21 protein-coding genes are annotated in these 24081 nt (G+C 44.5%); 16 read left to right on the forward strand and 5 right to left on the reverse strand.

Annotation, left to right across the window (positions count from 1 at the left end; all coding sequences use genetic code 11):
- The 3 genes from lysS to VEJY3_RS02365 all read left to right on the forward strand — a co-directional run bounded on the left by lysS (nt 1) and on the right by VEJY3_RS02365 (nt 3875).
- Nucleotides 1–1518, forward strand: a complete 1518-nt coding sequence (lysS, locus tag VEJY3_RS02355) for a lysine--tRNA ligase (RefSeq protein ID WP_014230850.1) — start codon at nt 1–3, stop codon at nt 1516–1518.
- Between the two features lie 246 nt (nt 1519–1764).
- Nucleotides 1765–3099 carry a cyclic-di-GMP-binding transcriptional regulator VpsR gene (gene vpsR / locus VEJY3_RS02360; RefSeq protein WP_014230851.1) on the forward strand — a complete coding sequence of 445 codons (1335 nt, stop codon included), beginning with the start codon at nt 1765–1767 and terminating at the stop codon, nt 3097–3099.
- A gap of 524 nt (nt 3100–3623) precedes the next feature.
- On the forward strand, nt 3624–3875 hold the full coding sequence (locus VEJY3_RS02365) for a hypothetical protein (RefSeq protein WP_014230852.1): 252 nt from the start codon (nt 3624–3626) through the stop codon (nt 3873–3875).
- A 132-nt stretch (nt 3876–4007) separates the two neighbouring features.
- Here VEJY3_RS02365 and VEJY3_RS02370 read toward each other — a convergent pair whose 3' ends face one another.
- Nucleotides 4008–5042: an NADP(H)-dependent aldo-keto reductase gene (locus VEJY3_RS02370; protein ID WP_014230853.1), complete on the reverse strand. Its 1035-nt coding sequence runs from the start codon at nt 5040–5042 to the stop codon at nt 4008–4010.
- 151 nt (nt 5043–5193) lie between these two features.
- Here VEJY3_RS02370 and VEJY3_RS02375 point away from each other — a divergent pair, with 151 nt between their 5' ends.
- Nucleotides 5194–5505: a DUF6482 family protein gene (locus VEJY3_RS02375; protein ID WP_014230854.1), complete on the forward strand. Its 312-nt coding sequence runs from the start codon at nt 5194–5196 to the stop codon at nt 5503–5505.
- Between the two features lie 16 nt (nt 5506–5521).
- Here the strand turns inward: VEJY3_RS02375 and mutH are convergent, their stop codons facing one another.
- Nucleotides 5522–6202 (reverse strand): DNA mismatch repair endonuclease MutH, encoded by a 681-nt coding sequence (gene mutH, locus VEJY3_RS02380; RefSeq protein WP_014230855.1) that lies wholly within the window; start codon nt 6200–6202, stop codon nt 5522–5524.
- Between the two features lie 618 nt (nt 6203–6820).
- Here mutH and rppH point away from each other — a divergent pair.
- From rppH to VEJY3_RS02405, 5 genes are read left to right on the forward strand one after another with little or no spacing between them, the layout of a single operon-like run.
- Nucleotides 6821–7342, forward strand: a complete 522-nt coding sequence (gene rppH, locus VEJY3_RS02385) for an RNA pyrophosphohydrolase (protein WP_005381953.1) — start codon at nt 6821–6823, stop codon at nt 7340–7342.
- Nucleotides 7343–7344: 2 nt separating this feature from the next.
- Nucleotides 7345–9591 carry a phosphoenolpyruvate--protein phosphotransferase gene (gene ptsP / locus VEJY3_RS02390; protein ID WP_014230856.1) on the forward strand — a complete coding sequence of 749 codons (2247 nt, stop codon included), beginning with the start codon at nt 7345–7347 and terminating at the stop codon, nt 9589–9591.
- A gap of 9 nt (nt 9592–9600) precedes the next feature.
- Nucleotides 9601–10392, forward strand: a complete 792-nt coding sequence (locus VEJY3_RS02395; protein WP_014230857.1) for a sulfite exporter TauE/SafE family protein — start codon at nt 9601–9603, stop codon at nt 10390–10392.
- Between the two features lie 39 nt (nt 10393–10431).
- Nucleotides 10432–11253: a prolipoprotein diacylglyceryl transferase gene (lgt, locus tag VEJY3_RS02400; protein ID WP_014230858.1), complete on the forward strand. Its 822-nt coding sequence runs from the start codon at nt 10432–10434 to the stop codon at nt 11251–11253.
- A gap of 9 nt (nt 11254–11262) precedes the next feature.
- Nucleotides 11263–12114, forward strand: coding sequence for a thymidylate synthase (locus VEJY3_RS02405; RefSeq protein WP_014230859.1), 852 nt, complete (start codon nt 11263–11265; stop codon nt 12112–12114).
- Between the two features lie 60 nt (nt 12115–12174).
- Here VEJY3_RS02405 and VEJY3_RS02410 read toward each other — a convergent pair whose 3' ends face one another.
- Both VEJY3_RS02410 and VEJY3_RS02415 read right to left on the reverse strand, forming a co-directional pair.
- Nucleotides 12175–13317, reverse strand: coding sequence for a flavohemoglobin expression-modulating QEGLA motif protein (locus tag VEJY3_RS02410; protein WP_014230860.1), 1143 nt, complete (start codon nt 13315–13317; stop codon nt 12175–12177).
- A 207-nt stretch (nt 13318–13524) separates the two neighbouring features.
- Entirely contained in the window at nt 13525–14670 is a 1146-nt protein-coding gene (locus tag VEJY3_RS02415) for a Na/Pi symporter (protein WP_024372782.1), read from the reverse strand.
- 382 nt (nt 14671–15052) lie between these two features.
- Between VEJY3_RS02415 and nhaR the strand changes: the two genes are divergently transcribed.
- Together nhaR and VEJY3_RS02425 are read left to right on the forward strand one after the other, a co-directional pair.
- On the forward strand, nt 15053–15943 hold the full coding sequence (gene nhaR / locus VEJY3_RS02420; RefSeq protein WP_014230862.1) for a transcriptional activator NhaR: 891 nt from the start codon (nt 15053–15055) through the stop codon (nt 15941–15943).
- Between the two features lie 292 nt (nt 15944–16235).
- A complete protein-coding gene (locus VEJY3_RS02425) occupies nt 16236–16532 on the forward strand; it encodes a metalloregulator ArsR/SmtB family transcription factor (RefSeq protein WP_014230863.1) in 297 nt (98 codons plus the stop codon).
- A 181-nt stretch (nt 16533–16713) separates the two neighbouring features.
- Here VEJY3_RS02425 and rpsT read toward each other — a convergent pair whose 3' ends face one another.
- Nucleotides 16714–16974 (reverse strand): 30S ribosomal protein S20, encoded by a 261-nt coding sequence (gene rpsT / locus VEJY3_RS02430; RefSeq protein WP_014230864.1) that lies wholly within the window; start codon nt 16972–16974, stop codon nt 16714–16716.
- A 294-nt stretch (nt 16975–17268) separates the two neighbouring features.
- Between rpsT and murJ the strand changes: the two genes are divergently transcribed.
- The 5 genes from murJ (at nt 17269) to fkpB (ending at nt 24068) form a co-directional block, all read left to right on the forward strand.
- On the forward strand, nt 17269–18831 hold the full coding sequence (murJ, locus tag VEJY3_RS02435) for a murein biosynthesis integral membrane protein MurJ (RefSeq protein WP_014230865.1): 1563 nt from the start codon (nt 17269–17271) through the stop codon (nt 18829–18831).
- A gap of 70 nt (nt 18832–18901) precedes the next feature.
- Nucleotides 18902–19837 (forward strand): bifunctional riboflavin kinase/FAD synthetase, encoded by a 936-nt coding sequence (ribF, locus tag VEJY3_RS02440; protein ID WP_014230866.1) that lies wholly within the window; start codon nt 18902–18904, stop codon nt 19835–19837.
- A gap of 64 nt (nt 19838–19901) precedes the next feature.
- Nucleotides 19902–22730, forward strand: a complete 2829-nt coding sequence (gene ileS / locus VEJY3_RS02445) for an isoleucine--tRNA ligase (protein WP_014230867.1) — start codon at nt 19902–19904, stop codon at nt 22728–22730.
- A gap of 217 nt (nt 22731–22947) precedes the next feature.
- On the forward strand, nt 22948–23448 hold the full coding sequence (gene lspA / locus VEJY3_RS02450; protein WP_014230868.1) for a signal peptidase II: 501 nt from the start codon (nt 22948–22950) through the stop codon (nt 23446–23448).
- A 188-nt stretch (nt 23449–23636) separates the two neighbouring features.
- Nucleotides 23637–24068 carry an FKBP-type peptidyl-prolyl cis-trans isomerase gene (gene fkpB / locus VEJY3_RS02455; protein WP_014230869.1) on the forward strand — a complete coding sequence of 144 codons (432 nt, stop codon included), beginning with the start codon at nt 23637–23639 and terminating at the stop codon, nt 24066–24068.
- The last annotated feature ends 13 nt before the right edge of the window (nt 24069–24081 follow it).

A 24081-nucleotide genomic window follows, 5' to 3' on the forward strand; every position in this document is an offset into this window, starting at 1 on the left:
ATGACTGATGCTGTTCAAAACGACAACGTACAAGAAGAAAACAAGCTGATTGCTGAACGCCGCGCGAAACTGGACGAGATTCGTAAGAGCTGCAAAGCAAACGGCCACCCAAACGACTTCCGTCGTGACGCACTAGCGGGCGACCTTCAAAAAGAGTTCGGTGAGAAGACTAAGGAAGAGCTAGAAGAGCTTAACCACGTTGTTGCAATCGCTGGCCGTATCATGGCTAAGCGTGGTCCTTTCCTAGTAATTCAAGAGACTTCTGGCCGTATTCAAGCGTACGCTGCAAAAGACGTACAGAAAGAGCTTAAAGCTAAATACCAAGGTCTAGACATCGGTGACATCATCGGTGTGAAAGGTGCGCTTCACAAGTCTGGTAAAGGCGACCTATACGTAAACATGGAAGAGTACGAACTGCTAACTAAAGCGCTGCGTCCTCTACCAGAAAAATTCCACGGTCTGACTGACCAGGAAATGCGTTACCGTCAGCGTTACGTAGACCTAATCGTGAACGAAGATTCACGTAAAGCGTTCATCATTCGCTCTAAGCTAGTGTCTGCGATTCGTAACTTCATGAGCTCAAAAGGCTACCTAGAAGTGGAAACGCCGATGATGCACGTGATCCCTGGTGGTGCGACTGCACGTCCATTCATTACTCACCACAATGCTCTGGACATCGACATGTTCCTACGTGTTGCTCCTGAGCTGTACCTGAAGCGTCTGGTTGTTGGTGGTTTTGATCGTGTATTCGAAATCAACCGTAACTTCCGTAACGAAGGTCTTTCTCCTCGTCACAACCCAGAATTCACAATGATGGAATTCTACCAAGCTTACGCTGACTACAAAGATCTGATGGATCTGACTGAAGAAATGCTAAGCACAGTGGCGATGGAAGTTCTGGGTTCTACATCAATGCCTTACGGCGAAGAGACTGTTGAATTTGGCGGTACTTACGCGCGCATGAGCATGTTTGAAGCAATCAAACACTACAACCCTGAGCATGCAGAAATCCAAGCACTAACAGAAGCGGATCTACAAGACCGTGAGAAGATGGTTGCGATCGCGAAATCAGTACACGTTGAAGTGGAAACATTCTGGACATGTGGTCAGCTACTTGAAGAGATCTTTGGTGAAACGGCTGAGCCTCAACTGATTCAACCGACTTTCATCACTGGCTACCCAGCGGATATTTCTCCACTGGCACGTCGTAGCGATGACAACCCATTCTTCACTGACCGTTTCGAGTTCTTTATCGGTGGTCGTGAAGTGGCGAACGGTTTCTCTGAGCTTAACGATGCTGAAGACCAAGACGCGCGCTTTAAAGCACAGGTTGACGCGAAAGACGCGGGCGATGACGAAGCGATGTTCTACGATGCAGACTACATCACTGCACTAGAGCACGGCCTTCCGCCAACAGCTGGTCAAGGTATCGGTATTGACCGTCTGGCAATGCTATTTACTAACACGCACACCATTCGTGACGTGATTTTATTCCCAGCGATGCGCCCACAAGCGTAATTGATTGAGAAATAAAATAAAAACCACCTTAGGGTGGTTTTTTTTTGCCTTTAATTTAAACAAATTCAGACAATTGCATTAAATTCTTTACAGGATATGCAAATAAACATTCGCCAAAACTCAATCTATTGCATAGTCTTAATATTGAGACAGACTTGAGCGATCGGAGTCTCGATAATGTTACCCGTTCGCACAGATGGGCTTTTCACAAATATTTTATCAACAATAAATAATAAGGGTTAGAGAATGGCTGGGCAGTTTAAGATGGATTCCATTCCGGGGTCGCTTGTCGTCGTCGGCGGCACGTATGAGCCTTGGTTATCAGTATTAGAGCAAGTTGGCTGGAAGTGTCACCAGGTAGGTGATTTACGTAAAGCTAATGCGTTGTTGGAAGATATTGGTCCCTGTATTGGTATCGTAGACCTTAGCCATGATGAGTTCAGCTTAAACGGTTTGGCTAATTTGGTGAGCTCTCATAAGCACGTGCGTTGGCTGGCATTCATCAGAGAGTCGCAGCTGGGTGCTGATACGATCTGCCAGTTTATCGTCAACTTTTGTATCGACTTCTTCACTGCTCCAATTCCTGACGCGCAACTACTAAGCACCATCGGTCACCAGCTTGGTATGCTGAAATTAGAAAAGAAAGTGTGGCCAAGTTTTGGTAACAGTCTTGATATGGGCCTGTTGGGAGAATCAATCCCAATGAAACGATTGAGAGATCAGGTGAAGCGTATCGGTCCAACAGACGTCAGTATCCTTATTTCTGGAGAAAGCGGTACCGGAAAAGAAGCGGTCGCCCGAGCGATTCATAAGGTCTCTTCCCGTTCTCACAAACCGTTTATGTCGATTAATTGCAGAGCTTTGAACGAGCAAAGATTCCAAGCGGAAGTGTTTGGTATGGCAGCGAACAGTTCAATAGGTCCAAGCTTACTGGAACAGGCTGATGGTGGTACCGTTCTTTTTAATGACGTGCTTACCATCTCTAAGCAACAACAAATGAATTTGTTGAGGTTTTTGCAAGAAGGCACTGTCGAAACCGCTGACGGTGTGAAAAGTGTTAACGTTCGTATTCTTGCGGCGAACTCATCTGATGTAGAGAAAGCGCTGATTAACGGTGACTTCAACGAAGAGCTTTATCACTACATTAACGTGTTGCGAATTAGTGTTCCTAGCCTTAAAGAGCGTGCCAGCGACATTGCGTTATTGGCGCGTTTCTACTTGCAAGAGTTTTCAAAAGAGTACAACTCTCAAGCGAAAAGCTTCTCAGAAGATGCCCTAAAAGCTCTGACGCGTTACTACTGGCCTGGCAATGTGCGCGAGCTAATGAATCAAGTCAAACGTGCAGTATTAATGTCTGACAGCGTTGTGATAGATGAGCATCATTTAGATCTGCCTCAACGCAATGACTCCAAACGAAGCCTGAAATCGATTCGCGAAAAGAGCGAACGTGATGCATTGCTTGTGGTTTTGGAGTCGCACTCAGGCCAAGTGTCGAATGCTGCTAAAGAGCTGGGCGTTTCACGTGCAACCATGTACCGCCTTCTCAACAAGCATAATTTAATTTCAGACCAAACTATCTAAGCCATATGTCTTCATTGATTCGGAATAGATTGAAATAACAAGAGCGGCCAATGGTCGCTTTTGTTTTTCTATATTTATGATTTATAAAATTCGATGATTTATATATTCCCTAGATGAATATGTTATTCAAAAAAACATATGCAACTTGATTTCAGGTTATTGGTTTGTTTTTTATCGAGACGGCAAAAATTGTTTGATAAATAAACACCAGAGCTTACAATTTAACCGTAACTCAAAGAGTTATATCACTTCATAAACGGATTAATTTTTTAGCTAGGAGGCGCAAGATGAAACATTACGTTGATAACACCATGACTTGCGCTGATTGTATTTCTATCGCACCGACACCTCTAAAATCGGCAGATACCAATACTACCACTGGCTCACGAGATAAAAATTAACCCGTAACCTATATTATTTTTTACTAGGCTGCGGAAAAATGGCGGCTTAGTACCACAGTTCAATCTGTTTCTCTGCGCACTATTTTTCCCAGTCGACCTCTATCGATACTTGGAGAAAATATTATGCGTCACTCTATTTACTTGAAACTTGCCACTCTACTTTTGAAAGCAGACTTAAGACGTGAAGAAAAGGAATGGCAACGCAAAGTTCGCCGCTCTGCTCATGATATTCCGTGGACTAATTTGCACTTATTGAAGGATATTGGTCTGGATCCTGAAGGTCGCTCTACACGCGTAAGTGTTCCTGACACTGTTATGGTTGAGCGTCGAGTTCGTCATCTTCGTCGTGTTTTAACTGCGCGAATACCGACGTAATTTATAGCGTGTTGGGCTTTGTCTGTTGCTATCTATGAGACGTAAGTTCGGCACGCTATAAATACAGAACTTTGAAAGAGTTAATCCAAATAGAACGAAACAGGCTGACCTTTATGGTCAGCCTGTTTGCATTTATGGACAAGGGTTGGAATAAGTGGTGCCTATGGTTTGAATCTCAGTTAGCAGCTCTTCACTGAGTTGGAGATCAATACTATCAATGTTGGCTTTTAGCTGATCTAGGTTAGTGGCACCAATAATATTTGAAGCGACAAACGGACGCTGATTCACGAATGCTAATGCCATTTGAGCCGGATCTAAACCGTGCTCTCTCGCCAGACTCACATACGCTTCGGTTGCTTTGACGCCCTGAGGCGTAAAGTAACGAGCAAAGCGCTCCCATTTAGTACAGCGGGCACCTTCTGGTTTCGCTCCGTTGAGATATTTACCGCTCAGGCAACCAAATGCGAGAGGGGAATAGGCCAGTAGTTGGACGCCTTCGTAGTGGCTAATTTCGGATAAGCCCACTTCAAAGCTGCGGTTGAGTAAGTTATACGGGTTTTGAATGGATACTATACGTGGCAAGTCGTGCTTTTCTGCTAAGCGTAGCAACGACATTACGCCCCAAGGTGTTTCATTTGATACGCCGATATAGCGAACCTTACCCGCGTTGACCAGCTCGGTTAATGCTTCTAGTGTTTCGATTAAGGTCACTTCTTCTTGTTTGTCTGGGTAAGGGTAATTGAGTTGTCCGAAGCAGTTAGTTTGACGTTGTGGCCAGTGCAATTGGTATAGATCAACGTAATCCGTTTGTAGTCGTTCCAGGCTTGTATCAATGGCATCGTGAATATTGCGACGATTCAGGCTCATGTTGTCGCGAATATAGGGAACGCTTCTCGGTCCGGCGACTTTTGTTGCCAGTACGACTTTTTCTCGTTTGCCTGATTTTGCTAGCCAATTTCCAATGTATTGTTCGGTCAGTCCTTGTGTCGATGCTTGTGGTGGCACAGGGTACATCTCAGCGGTATCGATGAAGTTCACCCCATGATCCAGGGCAAAGTCGAGCTGCTCAAACGCTTCTTTTTCTGTATTTTGTTCTCCGAACGTCATGGTCCCAAGACAAATCTTACTTATCTCGAGCGATGAGTGCGGTAGTTTGGTGTATTGCATTTCACTTCCTTGAGTTACCGACTTAATAAGTTCTTCCAATATAGGGGATTTTTAGGCGCTCTCGCAAATGATTTACGTTTAACCATATCGATGACTCGAAAGCTATTCATACCGTAACTACACTTAGAGCAAGTGGTAAAGGAGGTGAATCATGCAGAAGCATCAATTGGACATGTGGTTACATGGTCAGCACAAAGACAGCTATAAAATGCCTAAGGTCTTTGTGATAGGTTGCTCTGATGTCTCTGACTATTTGCTAGCAGTGGAATACAAACACCAACTGGAACCGATCAAAGATGGCGAAGAACCTATTCATTTCGGATCGTTAGAATTGGTGAAAGAAGAACTGCTCAGGTTGGGGTTCGACAAAGCATATTTGAGGTTGCACAATGCGTACGACGAGTGCGGCAGTGATGAGGTTGCTTCATATTGTGATATTGAATTGTCACTCATCACACACTAAATGTCGGTAAGCTGTTTTACTCCGATTGGGCGTTGATGTAGTGCTTCAACAAAATCTGCTCGGTAAATTGTGTTCTGAGGTAGAAACCTCGGGGCAGAGTTTTTATCGGCTTGCCATTTGAGCTGTAAGCTTCTGTTTGTGCTTTGGCATTGGCGGCTTTTGGCCTCAGATGCAGTGCCTCTCCGTGTCTGGCGGATATTTGATCAAATTTGCCCAGTACGATCATTTCCATCAATTCTTCCCAGTCGCAACGTAAAATACGCTCTTCTTCTTCATCGGGCGACCAAATCAGAGGGCTGCCGACACGACGTTCAGCAAGAGGAATTTCTCGCTCTCCTTCAACGGGCACCCAAAGTACACGAGAGAGCTTGTTTCGTACGTGGCTTGTTTCCCATGTCAGGCCTTGCACGCCAGTTAGGGGGGCGACACAGACGAACGTAGTTTCTAACGGTCTGCCTGAATAACCAATTGGAATGCTTTTGAGTTCGATCCCCAGTTTGGAAAAGTCTTGTTGGGGTTTACTGCCCGCTGGTGCGCCTAAATGCCATTCAAGTAACTGACCCACCCAGCCTTTGTCCCTCTTTAAATTCTCAGGAACGATCATATCGGCTTCTGCTGCAAGTTCCGCAAAGCTGAGACCGGCGATATCGTGAGCACGCTCCATAAGCTCTGATTCTGTTTGTGGTTCTGGTTTCATAATGAATGGGGGTTATCTCAAAACATACAGTCTAACAAATTCCGCAAAAAAGCACTGTTTAAGATTTCATCGAGGTGGATTAAGAATGATCAATTCATAACTTATCCACAGGTAGGTGGGGTGGTGATTGGATCTAAGCCGGTGCTGGATGAATTAACAGGGGTTTTAAACGGTTTTTAGGCTTGATTTTATTAGGATGTCGTGAAGCTACGCTGGATAAGTGTGGATAAATTGCAGGTTGGTGGATCTTTAACCGATCTATTTTTGATGAAAAGATCATCAGTTGATTTTTGATCATTTAATCATCAGGTTTGGGTTTAAAGTGATATTAATCATGTATTTATTTTTAGTTGTCATTAATATCAACCAAGTGGTTTGCGAATGTTTTGAACAGAAATACTTTTTTCTATCGAATTCTTCACAAAGTTATTCACAGAAAAGGTGAATAAATGTGGGCAATGTCTCACTCTTGTGTTGATAAAGTATTTTATGGCTAAAAGATATCCAATGATGGTGGAAAAGTAATAAATCTTGCTCATATCACATCAGTAAGTTTGCTAGTCATGGGGATATGTGGAAAAATCACGGTAATAAAAAATTATTCATAGAGGTTAGCCAGTGATAGATGGCGATGGTTACCGACTGAATGTTGGTATTGTGATATGTAATAACCATGGTCAGGTCTTCTGGGCTAAACGATACGGGCAACACTCATGGCAATTTCCACAAGGTGGAATTGACGAAGGTGAAACACCTGAGCAAGCAATGTTCAGGGAGTTATATGAAGAAGTCGGTTTAACGAAAAAAGACGTTAAAATCATTGCAACAAGTCGTCATTGGTTAAGATATAAGCTACCAAAGCGACTGGTGCGTTGGGACTCCAAGCCTGTTTGTATCGGCCAAAAACAGAAATGGTTTCTGTTGCGATTGGAATGCGATGAATCTCGCATTAATATGCAACGTGGGAAATCCCCTGAATTTGATGGTTGGCGGTGGGTAAGTTATTGGTACCCGGTTAGGCAAGTTGTTTCTTTCAAGCGAGACGTTTACCGTCGAGCAATGAAAGAGTTTGCTTCTTTAGCCATGCCTTTTCGAGAAAGAAAAGCGAAAGGGAAAAGAAAAAAGCAACGTAGAGGATAGTCATGCTCAGCCAGCTAAGGGAAATAGTTGAAAAAGTCTCCAGAGTCGACGATGTCCATCTGGCTCTCGATATATTGGTAAAAGAGACTTGTGCTGCCCTTCGCACAGAGTGTTGTACTATTTATCTTGCTAATGAAGAGATGCAGCGCCTTGAGTTAATGGCAACTCAAGGCCTGACTTTTGAAGGTGATAGCATCCATATCAACTTCAATGAAGGCTTGGTCGGGTTAGTAAAACGTAGCGCTGAGCCGCTCAACCTTGCTGAAGCGTCTAAACATCCCGAGTTTAAATTTTTCCCTCAGCTCGGAGAACAAATTTTCCATTCCTTCCTAGCCACTCCTATTATCCATCGCAAACAAGTTCTGGGTGTTTTAGTTATCCAGCAGAAAACGCCGCGTTTGTTCAGCGAGATGGAAGAGTCATTCCTCGTGACGCTCTCCGCTCAGCTAGCGGTATTGATTGCCCATGCGCAAAGTCTTGGCCATTGGCAGTTAGCTTCTAAACCTACTGTTCTTAAAGGCGTACCTGCGTCTACTGGCGTGGCAATTGGCGAGTTCTGGTTTGATAATACTCAACCTAGCTTGTCCGATGTCTTTCCTGCCTCTACGTTAGACAAAGAGCGAGAATATGAACTCTTGCTGGTGGCGATTGAACGCGCCTTAAATGATTTTCGCCGAATGCGTAAGAAGCTGGATAGTGAAATCAATAAAGACGCGTTAGCTATCTTCGATTTGTTTACTCACTTGTTGAACGATCCGATGTTGCGCGGTGATCTCAAGAAACAAATTGAGAAAGGCGACAGAGCTGATTGGGCATTGCGCCAAGTGGTGGAGTCGTATTCAAATCGATTTGCCCGAATGTCTGATGTGTACATGCGCGAGCGAGCGCAGGACATCAGAGAGTTGGGCCAAAGATTGCTTTACTTCTTGCACAATAGTGAGCAAGAGAATTCTGCAATTGACCGACCAGTCATTATGGTGGCGAATGAGCTTACTGCAACCTTACTTGCGTCGGTTCCTAAAGAACACTTATTGGCGGTGGTTTCGCTAGAAGGGGGGGCAAACTCTCACGCGGCGATTCTATCTCGCGCACTAGGTGTGCCTGCTGTTATGGGCGCAAACATCAACACAGAAGTGGTCAATGGTAAGTTGGGCATTGTTGATGGTTATACCGGAGAGATTTTCCTCGAGCCAAACCGTCAGTTATTACGTGAATACCGCAGTTTAGTCAGCGAAGAGACTGAGCTCGCCGCAATGGTGAACAAAGATCTCGCACTACCTGCGATTACGCAAGATAACCACCAGATTGAAGTGATGCTCAATGCGGGTCTCAGCGCGGACAGCAATATTGCGATCAACACAGGTGTGGATGGGGTAGGGTTATATCGAACTGAAATTGCATTTTTACTTCAGCATCACTTTCCATCTGAAGATGAGCAGTATCATCAATACAAAGCGATACTAAACAGTTACGCACATCAGCGTGTGGTAATGCGTACATTAGATATCGGTGGGGATAAACCACTGCCGTATTTACCTATCGATGAAGATAACCCATTTTTAGGTTGGCGCGGTATTCGCTTTACCTTAGATCACCCGGATATTTTTCTTATCCAGTTACGCGCGATGTTAAGAGCAAGCGCTGATAGCGGTAACTTAAGTATTTTGTTGCCAATGGTCTCTGGTGTGAAAGAGTTGGATGATGCGATTACTTTAATTAATCAGGCATATACTGAAGCCGTGTTGATTGATGATCGTATTCAGGCACCGAAAGTCGGGGTTATGATCGAAGTGCCATCGATGGTGTATTTGTTACCGACCATCGCGCATCGCGTTGATTTTGTTTCAGTGGGTACCAACGACTTAACCCAGTATTTATTAGCCGTGGACCGGAACAATTCCCGTGTTTCTGATGTCTATGAATCCATGCACCCAGCCGTGTTGCTGGCGCTAAAGCAGATTCATGACGTTTGTCAGCAATATCACGTACCGGTTTGCATCTGTGGTGAGTTAGCTGGTGATCCGTTTGGTTCGCTCTTGTTATTGGGCTTGGGCTATACATGTCTGAGCATGAACACGTCTAACGTCGCTAAGGTTAAGTATTTGATTCGTCACAGCCAACAAGAAGAACTTAAAAAATTAGCGGAACAAGCTATGACACTTTCATATGGAGAAGAAATTCATCAAATGATGCATGATTTCTTTATCCAACAAGGATTCGCTGGCTTTATTAGGGCAGGCAAAAAGTAGTAGGTAATCGTGACTGTCTCTTTATTTTTGTTATTGCTGGCATTGGGCGCGTTTGTCGGTGTCATGGCGGGTCTGTTAGGTATCGGCGGCGGGTTAATTGTGGTACCTGCCTTGCTGTATCTTCTTCCTTTTGCAGGTATTTCGCCTGAGCTGAGTATGCATATTGCGCTGGCAACCTCACTGGCGAGCATTATTATTACCTCTGGCTCATCGGCCATGCATCATCTCAAACTCGGTAATGTCGATATGTTTGTGGTCAAGTGGTTGATGCCGGGAGTGGTAATTGGTGGTTTTGTCGGTGCCAGTTTAGCTGAATTAATTCCCACGCATTATTTGCCAAAGCTCTTTGGTGTGATTGTGCTGCTTCTTGCAGTACAAATGTTCCGCTCAATAAAAGTACTGAAATCTAAACCCATGCCGAGCAGCCCGGTTACCGTAATGTATGGCGCTGGCATTGGTGTCGTGTCCAGTTTGGCTGGGATTGGTGGCGGTTCACTGTCCGTTCCTTTCCTCAACAAACATGGTGTTGAAATGCGAAAAGCGGTGGGCTCGTCTTCGGTGTGCGGCTGCGTAATCGCTATTTCAGGTATGATCGGTTTTATCTTGCACGGCTACAAAGCTGAGAATTTACCTGCGTACAGTATTGGGTATGTTTATCTTCCGGCTTTATTAGCGATTGCCATGACCTCTATGCTCACCACCAAAGTTGGCGCGAAGCTGGCGACCCGTCTTCCTACAGCAGTATTAAAAAGAGTTTTTGCCGTATTTTTGATTATCATTGCGGCGACCATGTTACTGTAAATTTTATCCGTTTTATTTGTATTAAGAAGAGAATGATTTATGTCTCAGGGATTCATCGAATTTCCCAATATTGATCCGGTTTTAATCTCTATTGGTCCTGTCTCAATCCGCTGGTACGGCTTAATGTATCTGGTTGGCTTTATCTTTGCCCTATGGCTGGCGAACCGCCGTGCTGATAAACCGAACAGTGGTTGGACGAGAGAGCAGGTGTCCGATCTATTGTTTGCGGGCTTTCTCGGCGTAGTGATTGGTGGCCGAGTAGGTTACGTGATTTTCTACAATTTTGAGTTGTTCTTGGCAGATCCTTTATACCTGTTTAAAGTCTGGACGGGTGGCATGTCATTCCATGGCGGCTTACTCGGCGTAATTACCGCAATGTTCTGGTACGCACGCAAAAACGGCCGTACTTTCTTTGGTGTGGCCGATTTTATTGCTCCACTTGTGCCGTTTGGTTTAGGAATGGGGCGTCTGGGTAACTTCATGAACAGTGAGCTGTGGGGGCGTGTCACCGATGTACCTTGGGCGATTATTTTCCCGAACGGTGGTCCTCTGCCTCGTCACCCTTCCCAGTTGTATGAAATGGCGCTGGAAGGCGTGGTTCTCTTCTTCATTTTGAACTGGTTTATCAAAAAGCCGCGTCCTCTCGGTTCAGTATCAGGGCTATTTTTAGCTGGATATGGTACATTCCGCTTCCTAGTAGAGTTTGTACGTGAACCGGATGCTCAGCTTGGTCTGTTTGGTGACTTTATTTCGATGGGACAAATCCTGTCTACGCCGATGATCGTGCTTGGAATCCTGATGATGGTTTGGGCGTACAAACGTGGTCTTTACCAAGATAAAGCTCCAGTTAAAACGAAGTAAGGTATTGGTGTGAAACAGTATTTAGATTTGTGTCAGCGTATCGTTGACCAAGGTGTTTGGGTTGAAAATGAGCGTACAGGCAAGCGTTGTCTGACGGTGATCAACGCGGATTTGACCTACGATGTTGCGAACAACCAATTTCCTTTAGTGACGACACGTAAAAGCTTCTGGAAAGCGGCTGTTGCTGAGCTACTGGGTTACATCCGTGGTTATGACAACGCAGAAGACTTTCGCAAATTAGGCACCAAAACCTGGGATGCAAATGCTAACCAGAATGACGCATGGCTGAATAACCCTTACCGTAAAGGTGAAGACGACATGGGCCGTGTATACGGCGTTCAAGGTCGTGCATGGGCTAAGCCTGATGGCGGCCACATTGACCAACTGCGTAAGATTGTTGATGATTTAACGCGCGGCATAGACGACCGTGGTGAGATCCTTAACTTTTACAACCCAGGTGAATTTCACATGGGTTGTTTACGTCCATGTATGTACAGCCATCACTTTTCACTTCTCGGTGACACGTTGTACCTCAACAGCACACAACGCTCATGTGATGTGCCGTTGGGGCTGAACTTCAACATGGTTCAGGTTTATGTTTTCCTGGCTATCATGGCGCAAATTACCGGTAAGAAGCCGGGTCAGGCGTATCATAAGATTGTGAATGCACATATTTATGAAGATCAGCTGGAGTTGATGCGTGATGTGCAACTAAAACGTGAACCACTTAAAGCACCAACTTTCCACATCAACCCTGAAATCAAATCTCTGGAAGATTTGGAAACTTGGGTCACGCTGGATGACTTCTGGGTCGAAGGCTACGAATATCATGACGCAATTCGCTACCCATTCTCTGTGTAGTCTGCTCTGTTGGTCATAAGATGAAAAAGCTCCGAATGGAGCTTTTTTCGTTTACGGCAATTATTTTAGCGCGCTGACTATATACCGGTGTATTGGGTCAGTTTGCTGAGGATGAGACAGTGCAGGGCTGATGAATTCTGGTTGGGCAAAGATGCCTTTGTTAACCAGTGAGCGAATCATATCGAAGTATTTCAGCTCTGTTTTACCACACAAGAGTAATGAGAAATCGTTCCCCAGATTATCGTAAGCGTTGAGCACTTCTCGAAACCCGCGTAGGTATAAGTAATCTTTCGTCAGGCCACCACCGCGGTAAACACGAGCGGTAATCGTGAAGGCTTGTGTATCTGAAGTATGATATTGCTCTTTAAGCAGCCTGAAGGTTTGGCGGAAATCACGTTCTTTGATCATTGATTCAACCGCTAACACACGCAGAGCCAGTGTACGTAATCGCTTGATGCTAAAGTGTCCGGAAAGGTACTCACATAAAATCGCTAAACCTTCCTGCGTATTGGTATTGGCAGGGCAACCTAAACTTAAGACGTTAAGAGGTTGTCTACGACCGTTAATGGTTGTCAGTAAATGGACCCCCATCTCGTGATGTGCCAATGCTTCTAGCTCATCAGTCGTGATGTACGCAGCACTGTTTATTTTTACGCGTAAGCCAGAAACAAGGGCATTTGCTAGCATGCCATCAAGCACCTGTATTTCACAGTCATAGCCATGTCTATCTGCAAAGCTCCCCATGAACTGAGCGATGGAATGGCTGTCATGCTCTGGCTGGCTTTCTTCTTCCGTTGGTAAGTGCAAGATGAAGTGTGCATTGGCGATATCCTTTGCACTCGGCTCACCGTAGTAACGCAACGAGTTATACAGAAAATCTTGGGTACCAATGGTATCTACTTGATCAAGCTTATCGGCATAGGATTGAATCACATCCGCATAAAGTTTTTGCAGTTGTGTATCCTTGATATTTTCTAATGGTAACTCATACAAAAGACGTTTGGATTGGTGGGTGATAAGAGGCGTCTTTTGGTATTCAAAGTTAGGCTCTTGAGAATACTTGTTGTTGATGAAGCTTTCTCTTTCTAATGCGTAATTGAGAGGGTTTACGCTACTGAGGATATCAATATCACTAACCAATTGGGTTAGTTGTTCGTCTATTGCTAATAGCTGGCTGGAAATCGGTTCGTGAGCTTGAGCCATACTGTTTAACTCCGTGTAAAGGCAACACCAACCGTCATCGTGATTGATTCGAGTGGTAAGGCTCAAATTATCACCAGGCACGTGACTTGAACAACAAATATTTGTTGTTCATCCTCTTTAACGTTGAACAATACTTGTGAAAATGGCGGATACAAAAAAGGCTCCACGATGTGGAGCCTAAAGTAAAGCGATGGTAATTCGGTATTATTATGCTGTCAGAGCAAGAATCGCACCTGGCAAAATAATGAATACAGACATCAAGTAGCCACCAACAACGGCTTTGTTCTTAATTGCCATCTCTGAAATCATTTCAGCACCTTTCAGTGGTAGTTCACGTAGGAACGGAATACCGAAGATAAGTAGCGTTGCTGCAATATTGAATACTAGGTGTACCAGAGCGATTTGTAGTGCAAATACTGCGAACTCACCAGATACAGCCGTTGCTGCCAGTAGAGCTGTGATACATGTACCAATGTTAGCACCTAGTGTAAATGGGTAGATATCACGTACTTTTAGCACGCCAGTACCGACTAGTGGAACCATCAAGCTCGTGGTTGTTGAAGATGATTGCACAAGAACAGTAACGATAGAACCAGAAAGGATACCGTGGATTGGACCACGACCAATTGCGTTCTTAAGAATGTCACGAGCTCGGCCAACCATCAGGCTCTTCATCAGTTTACCCATCACAGTGATAGCAACGAAGATAGTTGCAATACCAAGGATGATAAGCATCACGCCACCAACTGTATCACCGAATGTTGAAAGAGGCTCTTTGATTGCACTCACAACAGGTTTCGTCATTGGTTTAATGAAGTTAAAGCCTTTAATGCTCATGTCGCCAGTTGCAAGTAACGGTGAAACAAGCCAATGAGAAATCTTCTCTAAGATACCGAACATCATTTCCAAAGGAAGGAAAATCGCCACAGCAAGTAAGTTGAAGAAGTCATGGATGGTTGCACTAGCAAATGCACGCTTGAACTCTTCTTTACAACGTACGTGACCTAGAGAAACAAGTGTATTAGTAACCGTTGTACCAATGTTGGCACCCATTACCATAGGAATCGCCGTCTCTACAGGCAAACCGCCCGCAACTAAGCCCACAATAATAGAAGTTACAGTACTAGAAGATTGGATTAGGGCTGTCGCTACCAGACCGATCATAAGACCAGCTACAGGGTGCGATGCAAATTCAAACAGTACTTTTGCTTGATCGCCAGTGGCCCATTTAAAGCCGCTACCAACCATAGATACTGCTAGAAGAAGCAGGTATAGCATGAATGCCAAGTTAGCCCAGCGTAACCAGCGAGTCGTACTCGAGATCGGCGCCGCTGTTGAAGTAGCTTGGTTCATCATAATTTTCTCCGTGACCTTTCAGTTCTTTCTTGGTCTTTAGTTGAAACTGAGGGCGATGTTAGAGAAGAAATATTTCAGTAATATTACAGATTGATGGCGGTTTGGATTTTTTATTGTCATTTTTGACAGTTGCAAGTTTGTGGTTGTTTTTGTTGTTTTAAGTTGCTGTTTTTAAATGGTTTTTATTTTTAATTTCTGGTGACGTTATGCGGGGCTAATTTCGTAAAAATGGGTTTTATCGCAAGTTTTATGACAATGTGAATATTACATATTCGGTAAAACCTGAGTTTAAATGATTATTTTGTCGGTTTTGCCGAGTTAATTGTCTATCCCTGTCACATTTGATATAAAAACATCACCATCATTTCGGGAAATGGGTATGTCACATCTAAATTATAATCATCTTTACTACTTCTGGATGGTCTGTAAACAAGGCTCTGTTACTAAAGCAGCAGATGCGCTCTTCCTCACACCGCAAACGGTGACCGGACAAATTAAAGCGTTCGAAGAGCGAATGAAAGGGAAGCTGACAAAGCGCAATGGGCGAACCGTTGAGCCCACAGAATTAGGACAGCTGGTGTTTAAATACGCCGACCGAATGTTCGGGTTGAGCTATGAGATGCTAGATATCGTGAATTATAGCCAGCACTCCAATATTTTGTTTGAGGTCGGTGTGGCTGATGCATTGTCAAAGCGTCTGGTTAGTAAAGTACTCATGACAACCGTTCCTGAAGATAACAGTATCCATTTGCGCTGTTATGAATCGACCCATGAACTCTTATTAGAAAGATTATCTCAACACAAACTGGATATGATCTTATCTGACTGCCCGGTCGATTCAACTCAAAGCCCAGGCCTCTATAGTAAGAAACTCGGGGAAAGCCGTATGAGTTTCTTTGCCTCATTTGAAATTGGAGAGGTAAATTTCCCCGAAATATTGGAACAGAAAAAACTGTTGATACCAGCTAGTCGCACAGCAATGGGGCGCAAAGTCATTCAGTGGTTTGACCGACAAGGTTTACAGCCTGATATTTTAGGTGAGTTTGACGATGTTGCCTTGATGAAGGCCTTCGCACGATACCATGATGATGTGATATTTCTGGCTCCGACCATGTACATGTCCGAAATTGAAGACGACCGAAAGTTACAACTAATCGGTCATGTGGATGATTTAAAAGAAGAGTATTATGTTATTTTTGCGGAGCGGATGATCCAGCATCCCGCAGTAAAGAATGTTTGTGACGCTGATTTTAGCCAAATGTTTGAATAAACACGTATCGTTGCGCAAATAAATAGATTACTATCGACAAAAATATAAACCTAAATCTAAATGAGACTTAAATAACTTCGACTGGTTTTTTGAACGTGCAAATGGGGTATCGAGATAGGGTGAATTAACGCTGGTGGTTAAGACTTACTAGCTTTACCTGTAATCGAGAACCTAGGTTAAAGTTATCAATATTGAGACTCTGATTATTTATCTGGATGTCACGAGAAAATTTTTGTATCACAACTAGCTAGCCCGAGTTGGAATGAGTAAGTTGTAGCTAGAGGTCCAACACATGAATTTACAAGACATGGAGAAAAACTCCGCTAAAGCTGTCGTATTGCTTAAAGCGATGGCGAACGAAAGACGCTTACAAATTCTTTGTATGCTGCATAACCAAGAGCTTTCTGTTGGAGAGCTGTGTGCAAAATTGGAGCTAAGCCAGTCGGCGTTGTCACAGCACCTTGCTTGGCTGCGACGTGATGAGCTAGTGGCAACAAGAAAAGAAGCGCAAACGGTGTACTACACCTTGAAGAGTGACGAGGTCAAAACACTGATCAAAACGCTTCACGGCCTATACTGTGCCAATTAATCATTTTGACTAAAGAATGTGACATGGTGATTTCAGGCTGGCAACGGTTAGCTTAGTTATCAGAAACAAGAAAAGCTGGCAGTGCCAGCTTTTTTTATCTTGATATCGATTTTGACGAATTTCAGATATAAAAAAACCGACATAAAGTCGGTTTTTTCTTCACTTTAAAATCAGGACTCTATTAAAGAGCTTTGATTTGTGCAGTGAAACGAGACTTATGGCGAGCAGCTTTATTCTTGTGAATAAGGCCTTTAGTTGCCATGCGGTCTAGGATAGGTGTAACTACAGCGAATGCAGCAGTTGCAGCTTCTTTGTCGCCTGCTTCGATAGCAGCAACAGTTTTCTTCATGTAAGTACGCATCATTGAGCGACGGCTAGCATTGTGCTGACGACGTTTCTCAGCTTGGATAGCGCGCTTCTTAGCAGATTTACTATTTGCCAAGGGTCTAACTCCCAAAAACTTAGTTCTGTGACAATTTAAGGGCGAGGAATATCCCTCATTTGCGCTTAAATGTCAAATGATTTGTGCAAAAACCGTTCTAAACCAAAACAAGTTTTGGTAAGAGAGGTCATCGCGGTTAAGATGGCGGGGATTCTAACAGCATTTTTATACCAATGCTAATAATTATCCACTCAGAACTAACAATAGGTGGATAAATTTTTGACGTCTATTTAGAGCCTCCACAAGCTTAACGGTATAGGGTTGGCTGTCTTATAGTGATATTCCGAGGTTACAGTGAGTAAACGACTACTCAAGTCAGGCATGATCGTCAGTGCTATGACTCTTATTTCGCGCGTTTTAGGCTTAGTCCGTGATGTGGTAGTGGCGAATTTAATGGGGGCAGGAGCAAGCGCAGACGTCTTTTTCTTTGCTAATAAGATTCCAAACTTCTTACGTCGTTTGTTTGCAGAAGGTGCATTTTCTCAAGCATTTGTACCAGTACTAACCGAAAGCCATGCTCAAGGCGATATGGACAAAACACGGGAGCTCATCGCCCGAGCCGCGGGGACTCTAGGGGTCATCGTTTCGGTAGTGACCCTGTTTGGCGTACTTGGCTCTGGCGTTGTCACCGCACTATTCGGCTTCGGCTGGTTTTTAGATTGGATGAACGGCGGGCCATCTGCCGAAAAGTTTGAGCTCGCTAGTATGATGCTCAAAATTACGTTCCCCTATTTATGGTTCATTACTTTCGTTGCACTGTCTGGCGCGATCCTCAATACACTCGGTAAGTTTGCCGTTTCGTCATTTACCCCCGTATTTTTGAACGTCATGATCATACTGTCGGCTTGGTTTATTTCGCCGCAGATGTCACAGCCTGAGATTGGCCTTGCGATTGGTGTTTTCTTAGGTGGCTTAGTTCAGTTCCTGTTTCAAATTCCTTTCCTTATTAAAGCAGGCGTGATGGTCAAACCTAAATGGGGTTGGCGCGATCCGGGGGTAGTAAAGATACGTACCTTGATGATCCCGGCTTTGTTTGGTGTTTCAGTCAGCCAGATCAACTTATTGTTTGATACCTTTATTGCCAGTTTTCTACAGACAGGGTCAATCAGCTGGCTGTATTACTCAGACCGCTTGCTGGAGTTTCCTCTTGGGCTCTTTGGTATTGCTATTGCAACCGTGATTCTACCAGCACTTTCTCGTAAGCACGTTGATGCCCACAGCGAAGGATTTGCTCATACTATGGACTGGGGTGTACGCATGGTTACGCTACTCGGTATTCCAGCCATGTTGGGGTTGATGGTGTTGGCGAAACCAATGCTGATGGTGCTATTTATGCGTGGTGAGTTTTCGCCGCAGGACGTACACCAAGCTTCACTTTCTCTGTTAGCCTACGCATCTGGCTTACTGAACTTTATGTTGATCAAGGTACTCGCACCGGGTTACTACTCGCGTCAGGATACTAAAACGCCGGTGAAATACGGCATCATAGCTATGGTGACGAATATGGTATTTAATGCCATTTTCGCTTATTTCTATGGCTATGTGGGTTTGGCTATCGCAACCGCGTTATCTGCTCTCGTCAATATGGTGCTGCTATACCGAGGTTTGCACTTAGCTGAGGTTTATCAGATAACTAAGCGCACTATCTTCTTTATTCTACGCTTGGTGATTGCCGGGGCTGCGATGGTTGCAGCGATTTTGTGGCAATTGGAAGATATGTCTGTCTGGCTCGAGTGGAGTTTTGCATACCGTAGCGGTGTATTAGGAATGTTGATCGCGTTGGGAGCGGCGGTTTACCTTGTCGTTCTATTTTTAACAGGTGTGCGCTTAAAAGACCTAAAAGCTGGGACAGAGTAAGGGTGATTAGTATATAATCCGTCAGTTTCACACAGTGCAAAGTAAAAACAGAGGCAAAAAGCAGTATCCAATGGAACTGATCAGAGGCATTCACAATATCACATCGCGTCACTATGGGTGTGTTCTGACTATTGGCAATTTCGATGGTGTCCACAGAGGACATCAGCAAGTGTTGCAACAAGTGTCTGAACAGGCAAAGGAACTTTCGTTACCTTCGGTTGTGATGACCTTTGAACCTCAACCAATGGAGCTGTTTGCTAAAGGCAAGGCACCAGCAAGGTTGACTCGACTGCGCGATAAGTTTGTCCAGTTAAGTAAACTAGACATTGATCGATTGCTGTGTGTCAATTTTAATCGACATTTTGCCAACTTGACGGCGGAAGAGTTTATCCGTGACTTGTTGGTAGAGCGATTGGGTGTTAAGTTTCTTGTCGTTGGTGATGACTTCTGCTTTGGTAAAGGCCGCAGCGGGAGCTTTGCCATGTTGCAGGAAGCAGGGGAAAAGTACGGCTTTGAAGTCGTCAGTACCCAAAGCTTTTGTTTACAACGATTACGAGTGAGCAGTACCGCTATTCGGGAAGCCCTGGCTCGTGATGATTTGCATTCCGCACATGAGATGCTGGGAAGAAATTACAGCATCAGCGGTCGTGTTTCTCATGGAAGAAAGCTAGGCAGAACCATTGGTTTTCCTACTGCGAATATTCCTTTGAAACGCTGTGTATCTCCGGTATCCGGAGTCTATGTTGTTCAAGCGCTAGGCATTGGTGATAAGCCAATTGGTGGCGTGGCTAACATTGGCCAAAGACCAACGGTAAATGGCGTTCGCCAACAGTTAGAAGTACACTTATTTGACTTTCATGCCAATTTGTATGGCAAGCAATTAGAAGTGGAACTTTTGCACAAACTTCGAGATGAGCAAAAGTTTGAGTCGTTTGAAGCACTTAAACAACAAATCGAATTGGATGCTGAAGCAGCAAGGGTGTGGCTGCGTCAGCTTAAGAGTTGAGCGGTTTATTCCACCGTTCAACATAATGTCTAATTTTCGCCCAATATAACGGAATTAAGAATCGATGAGTGAGTATAAAGATACCCTGAACTTACCTGAAACAGGGTTTCCAATGCGCGGCAACCTGGCCAATCGTGAGCCAGAAATGCTTAAGCGTTGGTACAAAGAAGATCTTTACGGTGAAATCCGTAAAGCTAAGAAAGGCAAAAAGTCATTCGTACTGCACGATGGCCCTCCTTACGCAAATGGTGACATTCACATTGGTCACGCACTAAACAAGATTCTTAAAGACATTATTATTAAATCCAAAACACTTTCAGGTTTTGACGCACCTTACATCCCAGGCTGGGACTGCCACGGTCTACCTATCGAATTGATGGTAGAGAAGAAAGTGGGCAAACCAGGCCAAAAAGTGACTGCAGCTGAATTCCGCGAAAAATGTCGTGAATACGCAGCAGGCCAGGTTGAAGGTCAAAAAGAGAGCTTCAAGCGTCTTGGTATCTTGGGTGAGTGGGATAAACCATACCGCACTATGGATTTTGATACTGAAGCGAACATCATTCGTGCGCTTGGTAAAATCGCGAGCAAAGGTCACCTGCTAAAAGGTTTCAAACCGGTTCACTGGTGTACAGATTGTGGTTCTGCTCTTGCTGAAGCAGAAGTGGAATACAAAGATAAAGTTTCTCCGTCTATCGACGTACGTTTTAAAACTGCGGACGAAGCGGCACTTTTATCTAAGTTTGAGCTGACTGAAGGTCATGAAGGTAAAGGTGACATCTCTATTGTTATCTGGACAACAACACCTTGGACTCTGCCAGCAAACCGCGCTGTATGTCTACGTGATGATCTTGAGTACGTGTTAATCCAAGTTGAAGGTGACAACCCTGAGCGTATCATCGTTGCCGCTGAACTTGCGAAAGATGTCATGGATCGCGCTGGTATCGAGCATTTCCACAACCTTGGCTTTGCTAAAGGTGCGGATCTAGAGCTTTCTCAGTTCCAACACCCATTCTACGATTTCACTGTACCGGCGATCCTTGGCGATCACGTTACAACTGACTCAGGTACGGGTGTTGTTCACACAGCACCTGGCCACGGTCAGGAAGACTTCGCAGTTGGTCAAAAATACGACCTAGAAGTAGCAAACCCAGTGGGCTCAAACGGTGTTTACCTGCCAGACACTGAGCTATTTGCTGGCCAGCACGTATTTAAAGCGAACGATGCTGTGGTTGAAACGCTAAAAGAAAAAGGCGCTTTACTGCATCACCACGCTTACGAGCACAGCTACCCACACTGCTGGCGTCATAAGACTCCAATCATTTTCCGTGCAACACCTCAATGGTTCGTTTCTATGGACCAGGCTGGTCTACGTGCAAAAGCACTAGAAGCAATCAAAGGCGTGCAATGGATGCCTGAATGGGGTCAAAGCCGTATTGAAGGTATGATCGAAGGTCGCCCTGAGTGGTGTATCTCTCGTCAACGTACCTGGGGTGTGCCAATCGCTCTGTTTGTACATAAAGAGACAGCAGAACTTCATCCAAACACTCTTGAACTGATCGAAAAAGTAGCGAAGCTGGTTGAAGAAAAAGGCATCCAGGCATGGTGGGATGTAGACGCAGCAGAACTATTAGGCGACGAAGCAGAGCAGTACGAAAAAGTACTGGATACGCTAGACGTTTGGTTTGACTCTGGTGTTACGCACTTCTCAGTTGTTGATGCTCGTGAAGAGTACAACGGCCACAGTGCTGACCTATACCTAGAAGGTTCTGACCAACACCGTGGTTGGTTCCAGTCTTCTCTGATTTCATCTATCGCGATGAAAGACGAAGCGCCGTACAAACAAGTACTGACTCACGGTTTCGTTGTTGATGGCCACGGCCGCAAGATGTCGAAATCTATCGGTAACGTTGTTGCGCCAAAAGACGTAACTAACAAGCTAGGTGCAGATATCCTGCGTCTATGGGTTGCTTCTACAGACTACACTGGTGAAGTTGCGGTTTCTGATGAAATCCTAAAACGTAGTGCAGATGCGTACCGTCGTATCCGTAATACGTCACGTTTCTTTCTTGCTAACCTAAACGGCTTTAACCCAGAAACAGACATCGTTCCTGCAGAAGAAATGGTTGCGTTGGATCGTTGGGCTGTAGGTCGTGCACTTGCTGCTCAAGAAGAGATCGTAAAAGCGTACGGCGAGTACAACACGCATGCGGTAATGCAGCGTCTAATGCACTTCTGTTCAATCGAAATGGGTTCTTTCTACCTAGACGTTATTAAAGACCGTCAGTACACAGCAAAACGTGGCGGTCACGCTCAACGTAGCTGTCAGACTGCGCTTTACTACATCGTAGAAGCTTTGGTTCGCTGGATGGCGCCTATCATGTCGTTTACTGCTGACGAAATCTGGAACGAAATGCCAGGTAAGCGTGAGAAGTTTGTACTTTGCGATGAATGGTACGAAGGCTTGTTTGGTCTGAATGAAGGTGAAGAGCTAAACAACGACTTCTGGACTGAAATCCAGAAAGTTCGTGGTGCGGTAAACAAACTTCTAGAAGCAGCACGTGCAGAGAAAACCATCGGTGGTGCACTGCAAGCTGAGTTGACGCTGTTTGCTGATGACGCGCTAGAAGCGAAAATCAATAAGCTGGACGATGAACTACGTTTCGTACTACTAACTTCTGCAGCAACAGTGAAACCACTAAGCGAGAAGTCAGACGCAGCACAAGCGACGGATATCGAAGGCCTGTTCGTTGAAGTGAAAGCAACAGAGTCTGAGAAATGTGACCGTTGTTGGCACCACACTCCAGACGTAGGCACAATCGCTGGTCACGAGAAAATCTGTGGCCGTTGTGTATCGAACGTTGAAGGTGAAGGCGAAGTACGTAAGTTTGCATAATTAGCAAAGTAACGACTGAACTTTTTCACAATTTTATAGCCCCAGTATCTACTGGGGTTATTTTTATTGCCCAATTTCGCATTATCCTTGCAAGAGGATAACCAGCGAATTAAAACTCTTTGGTATTAATGACGGATTAGGTTCCTTATCGTACTCGTTCTCTATTTTAGGGGATGGTCTGAGTGCAATGGGTTAGTTGATTGAGATAGGGATAGAAATGAGTCATATTCCATTAAAGCAATCTGGTGTACGTTGGCTATGGCTGGCGATTGTGATTTTTTTAGCTGATATTGGCATAAAGTACGTTGTGATGAACAACATGGGGTTCGGTTGGGCAAACCGCATTGAAATTTTGCCTTTCTTTAACCTTCTATATGTCCATAACTATGGTGCAGCATTTAGCTTCTTGAGTGATCAAGCTGGCTGGCAACGTTGGTTCTTCACTGGCATTGCCTTCATAGTGTCAGGTCTGTTGACCTACTGGATGAGCAAGTTACCAGCGAATGAAAAGTGGAATAATATTGCGTATGCCATGATTATTGGTGGCGCGGTAGGCAATGTCTTCGACCGAGTGATTCATGGCTTTGTGGTTGATTATCTAGATTTCTACTGGGGTAATTACCATTGGCCAGCATTCAACCTTGCAGACATGGCGATCTGTATGGGGGCTGCGATGATCATTCTTGATGGTTTTCGTAAAAAAGATGCTGAGAAGTAACGCTTGCCGACAATATTAAAATAACCCTAAGCGTCGCCCGTTGATTCGAGCGGCGCTTTTTATTATGTTGGAGCGCAAACTGGCGCACCTTAATAAATAAAGTGAAAAGCGCTTAAACCGATCACAGTAAATAAGTGACCAGTTGTTTACCGTGGATTGGTATTATCCAAGAAAAAGGAAGCAGTAACGTGACAACAATTACTAAAGAATCTGTAGTAACTTTGCACTTCACCATTAAAATGAAAGATGGTTCAGTTGCAGACAGCACCCATAATATGGGTAAGCCCGCTAAATTTGTAATGGGTGATGGTAGCCTGAGCGAAAACTTTGAACAATGTCTGGTTGGCCTGCAGTCTGGTGAGCAAAAAGCGATTGAACTAAAAGCGGAAGATGCGTTTGGTATGCCAAACCCAGATCATATCCACCACATGGATCGCACCAAATTTGTCGGTGACGCAGAAGTGGAAGTGGGTACCATCATGGCATTTAGTGGCCCTGATGGTATGGAAATCCCAGGCATCATCACTGAAATTGCTGGTGATTCAGTAACGGTTGACTTCAACCACCCTCTGGCAGGGCAAGACGTGACTTTCGAAGTTGAGATTTTGTCAGTAGAATAGCGAACCCAAGTAA

The organism is Vibrio sp. EJY3, from assembly GCF_000241385.1.
Classification (GTDB): domain Bacteria; phylum Pseudomonadota; class Gammaproteobacteria; order Enterobacterales; family Vibrionaceae; genus Vibrio; species Vibrio natriegens.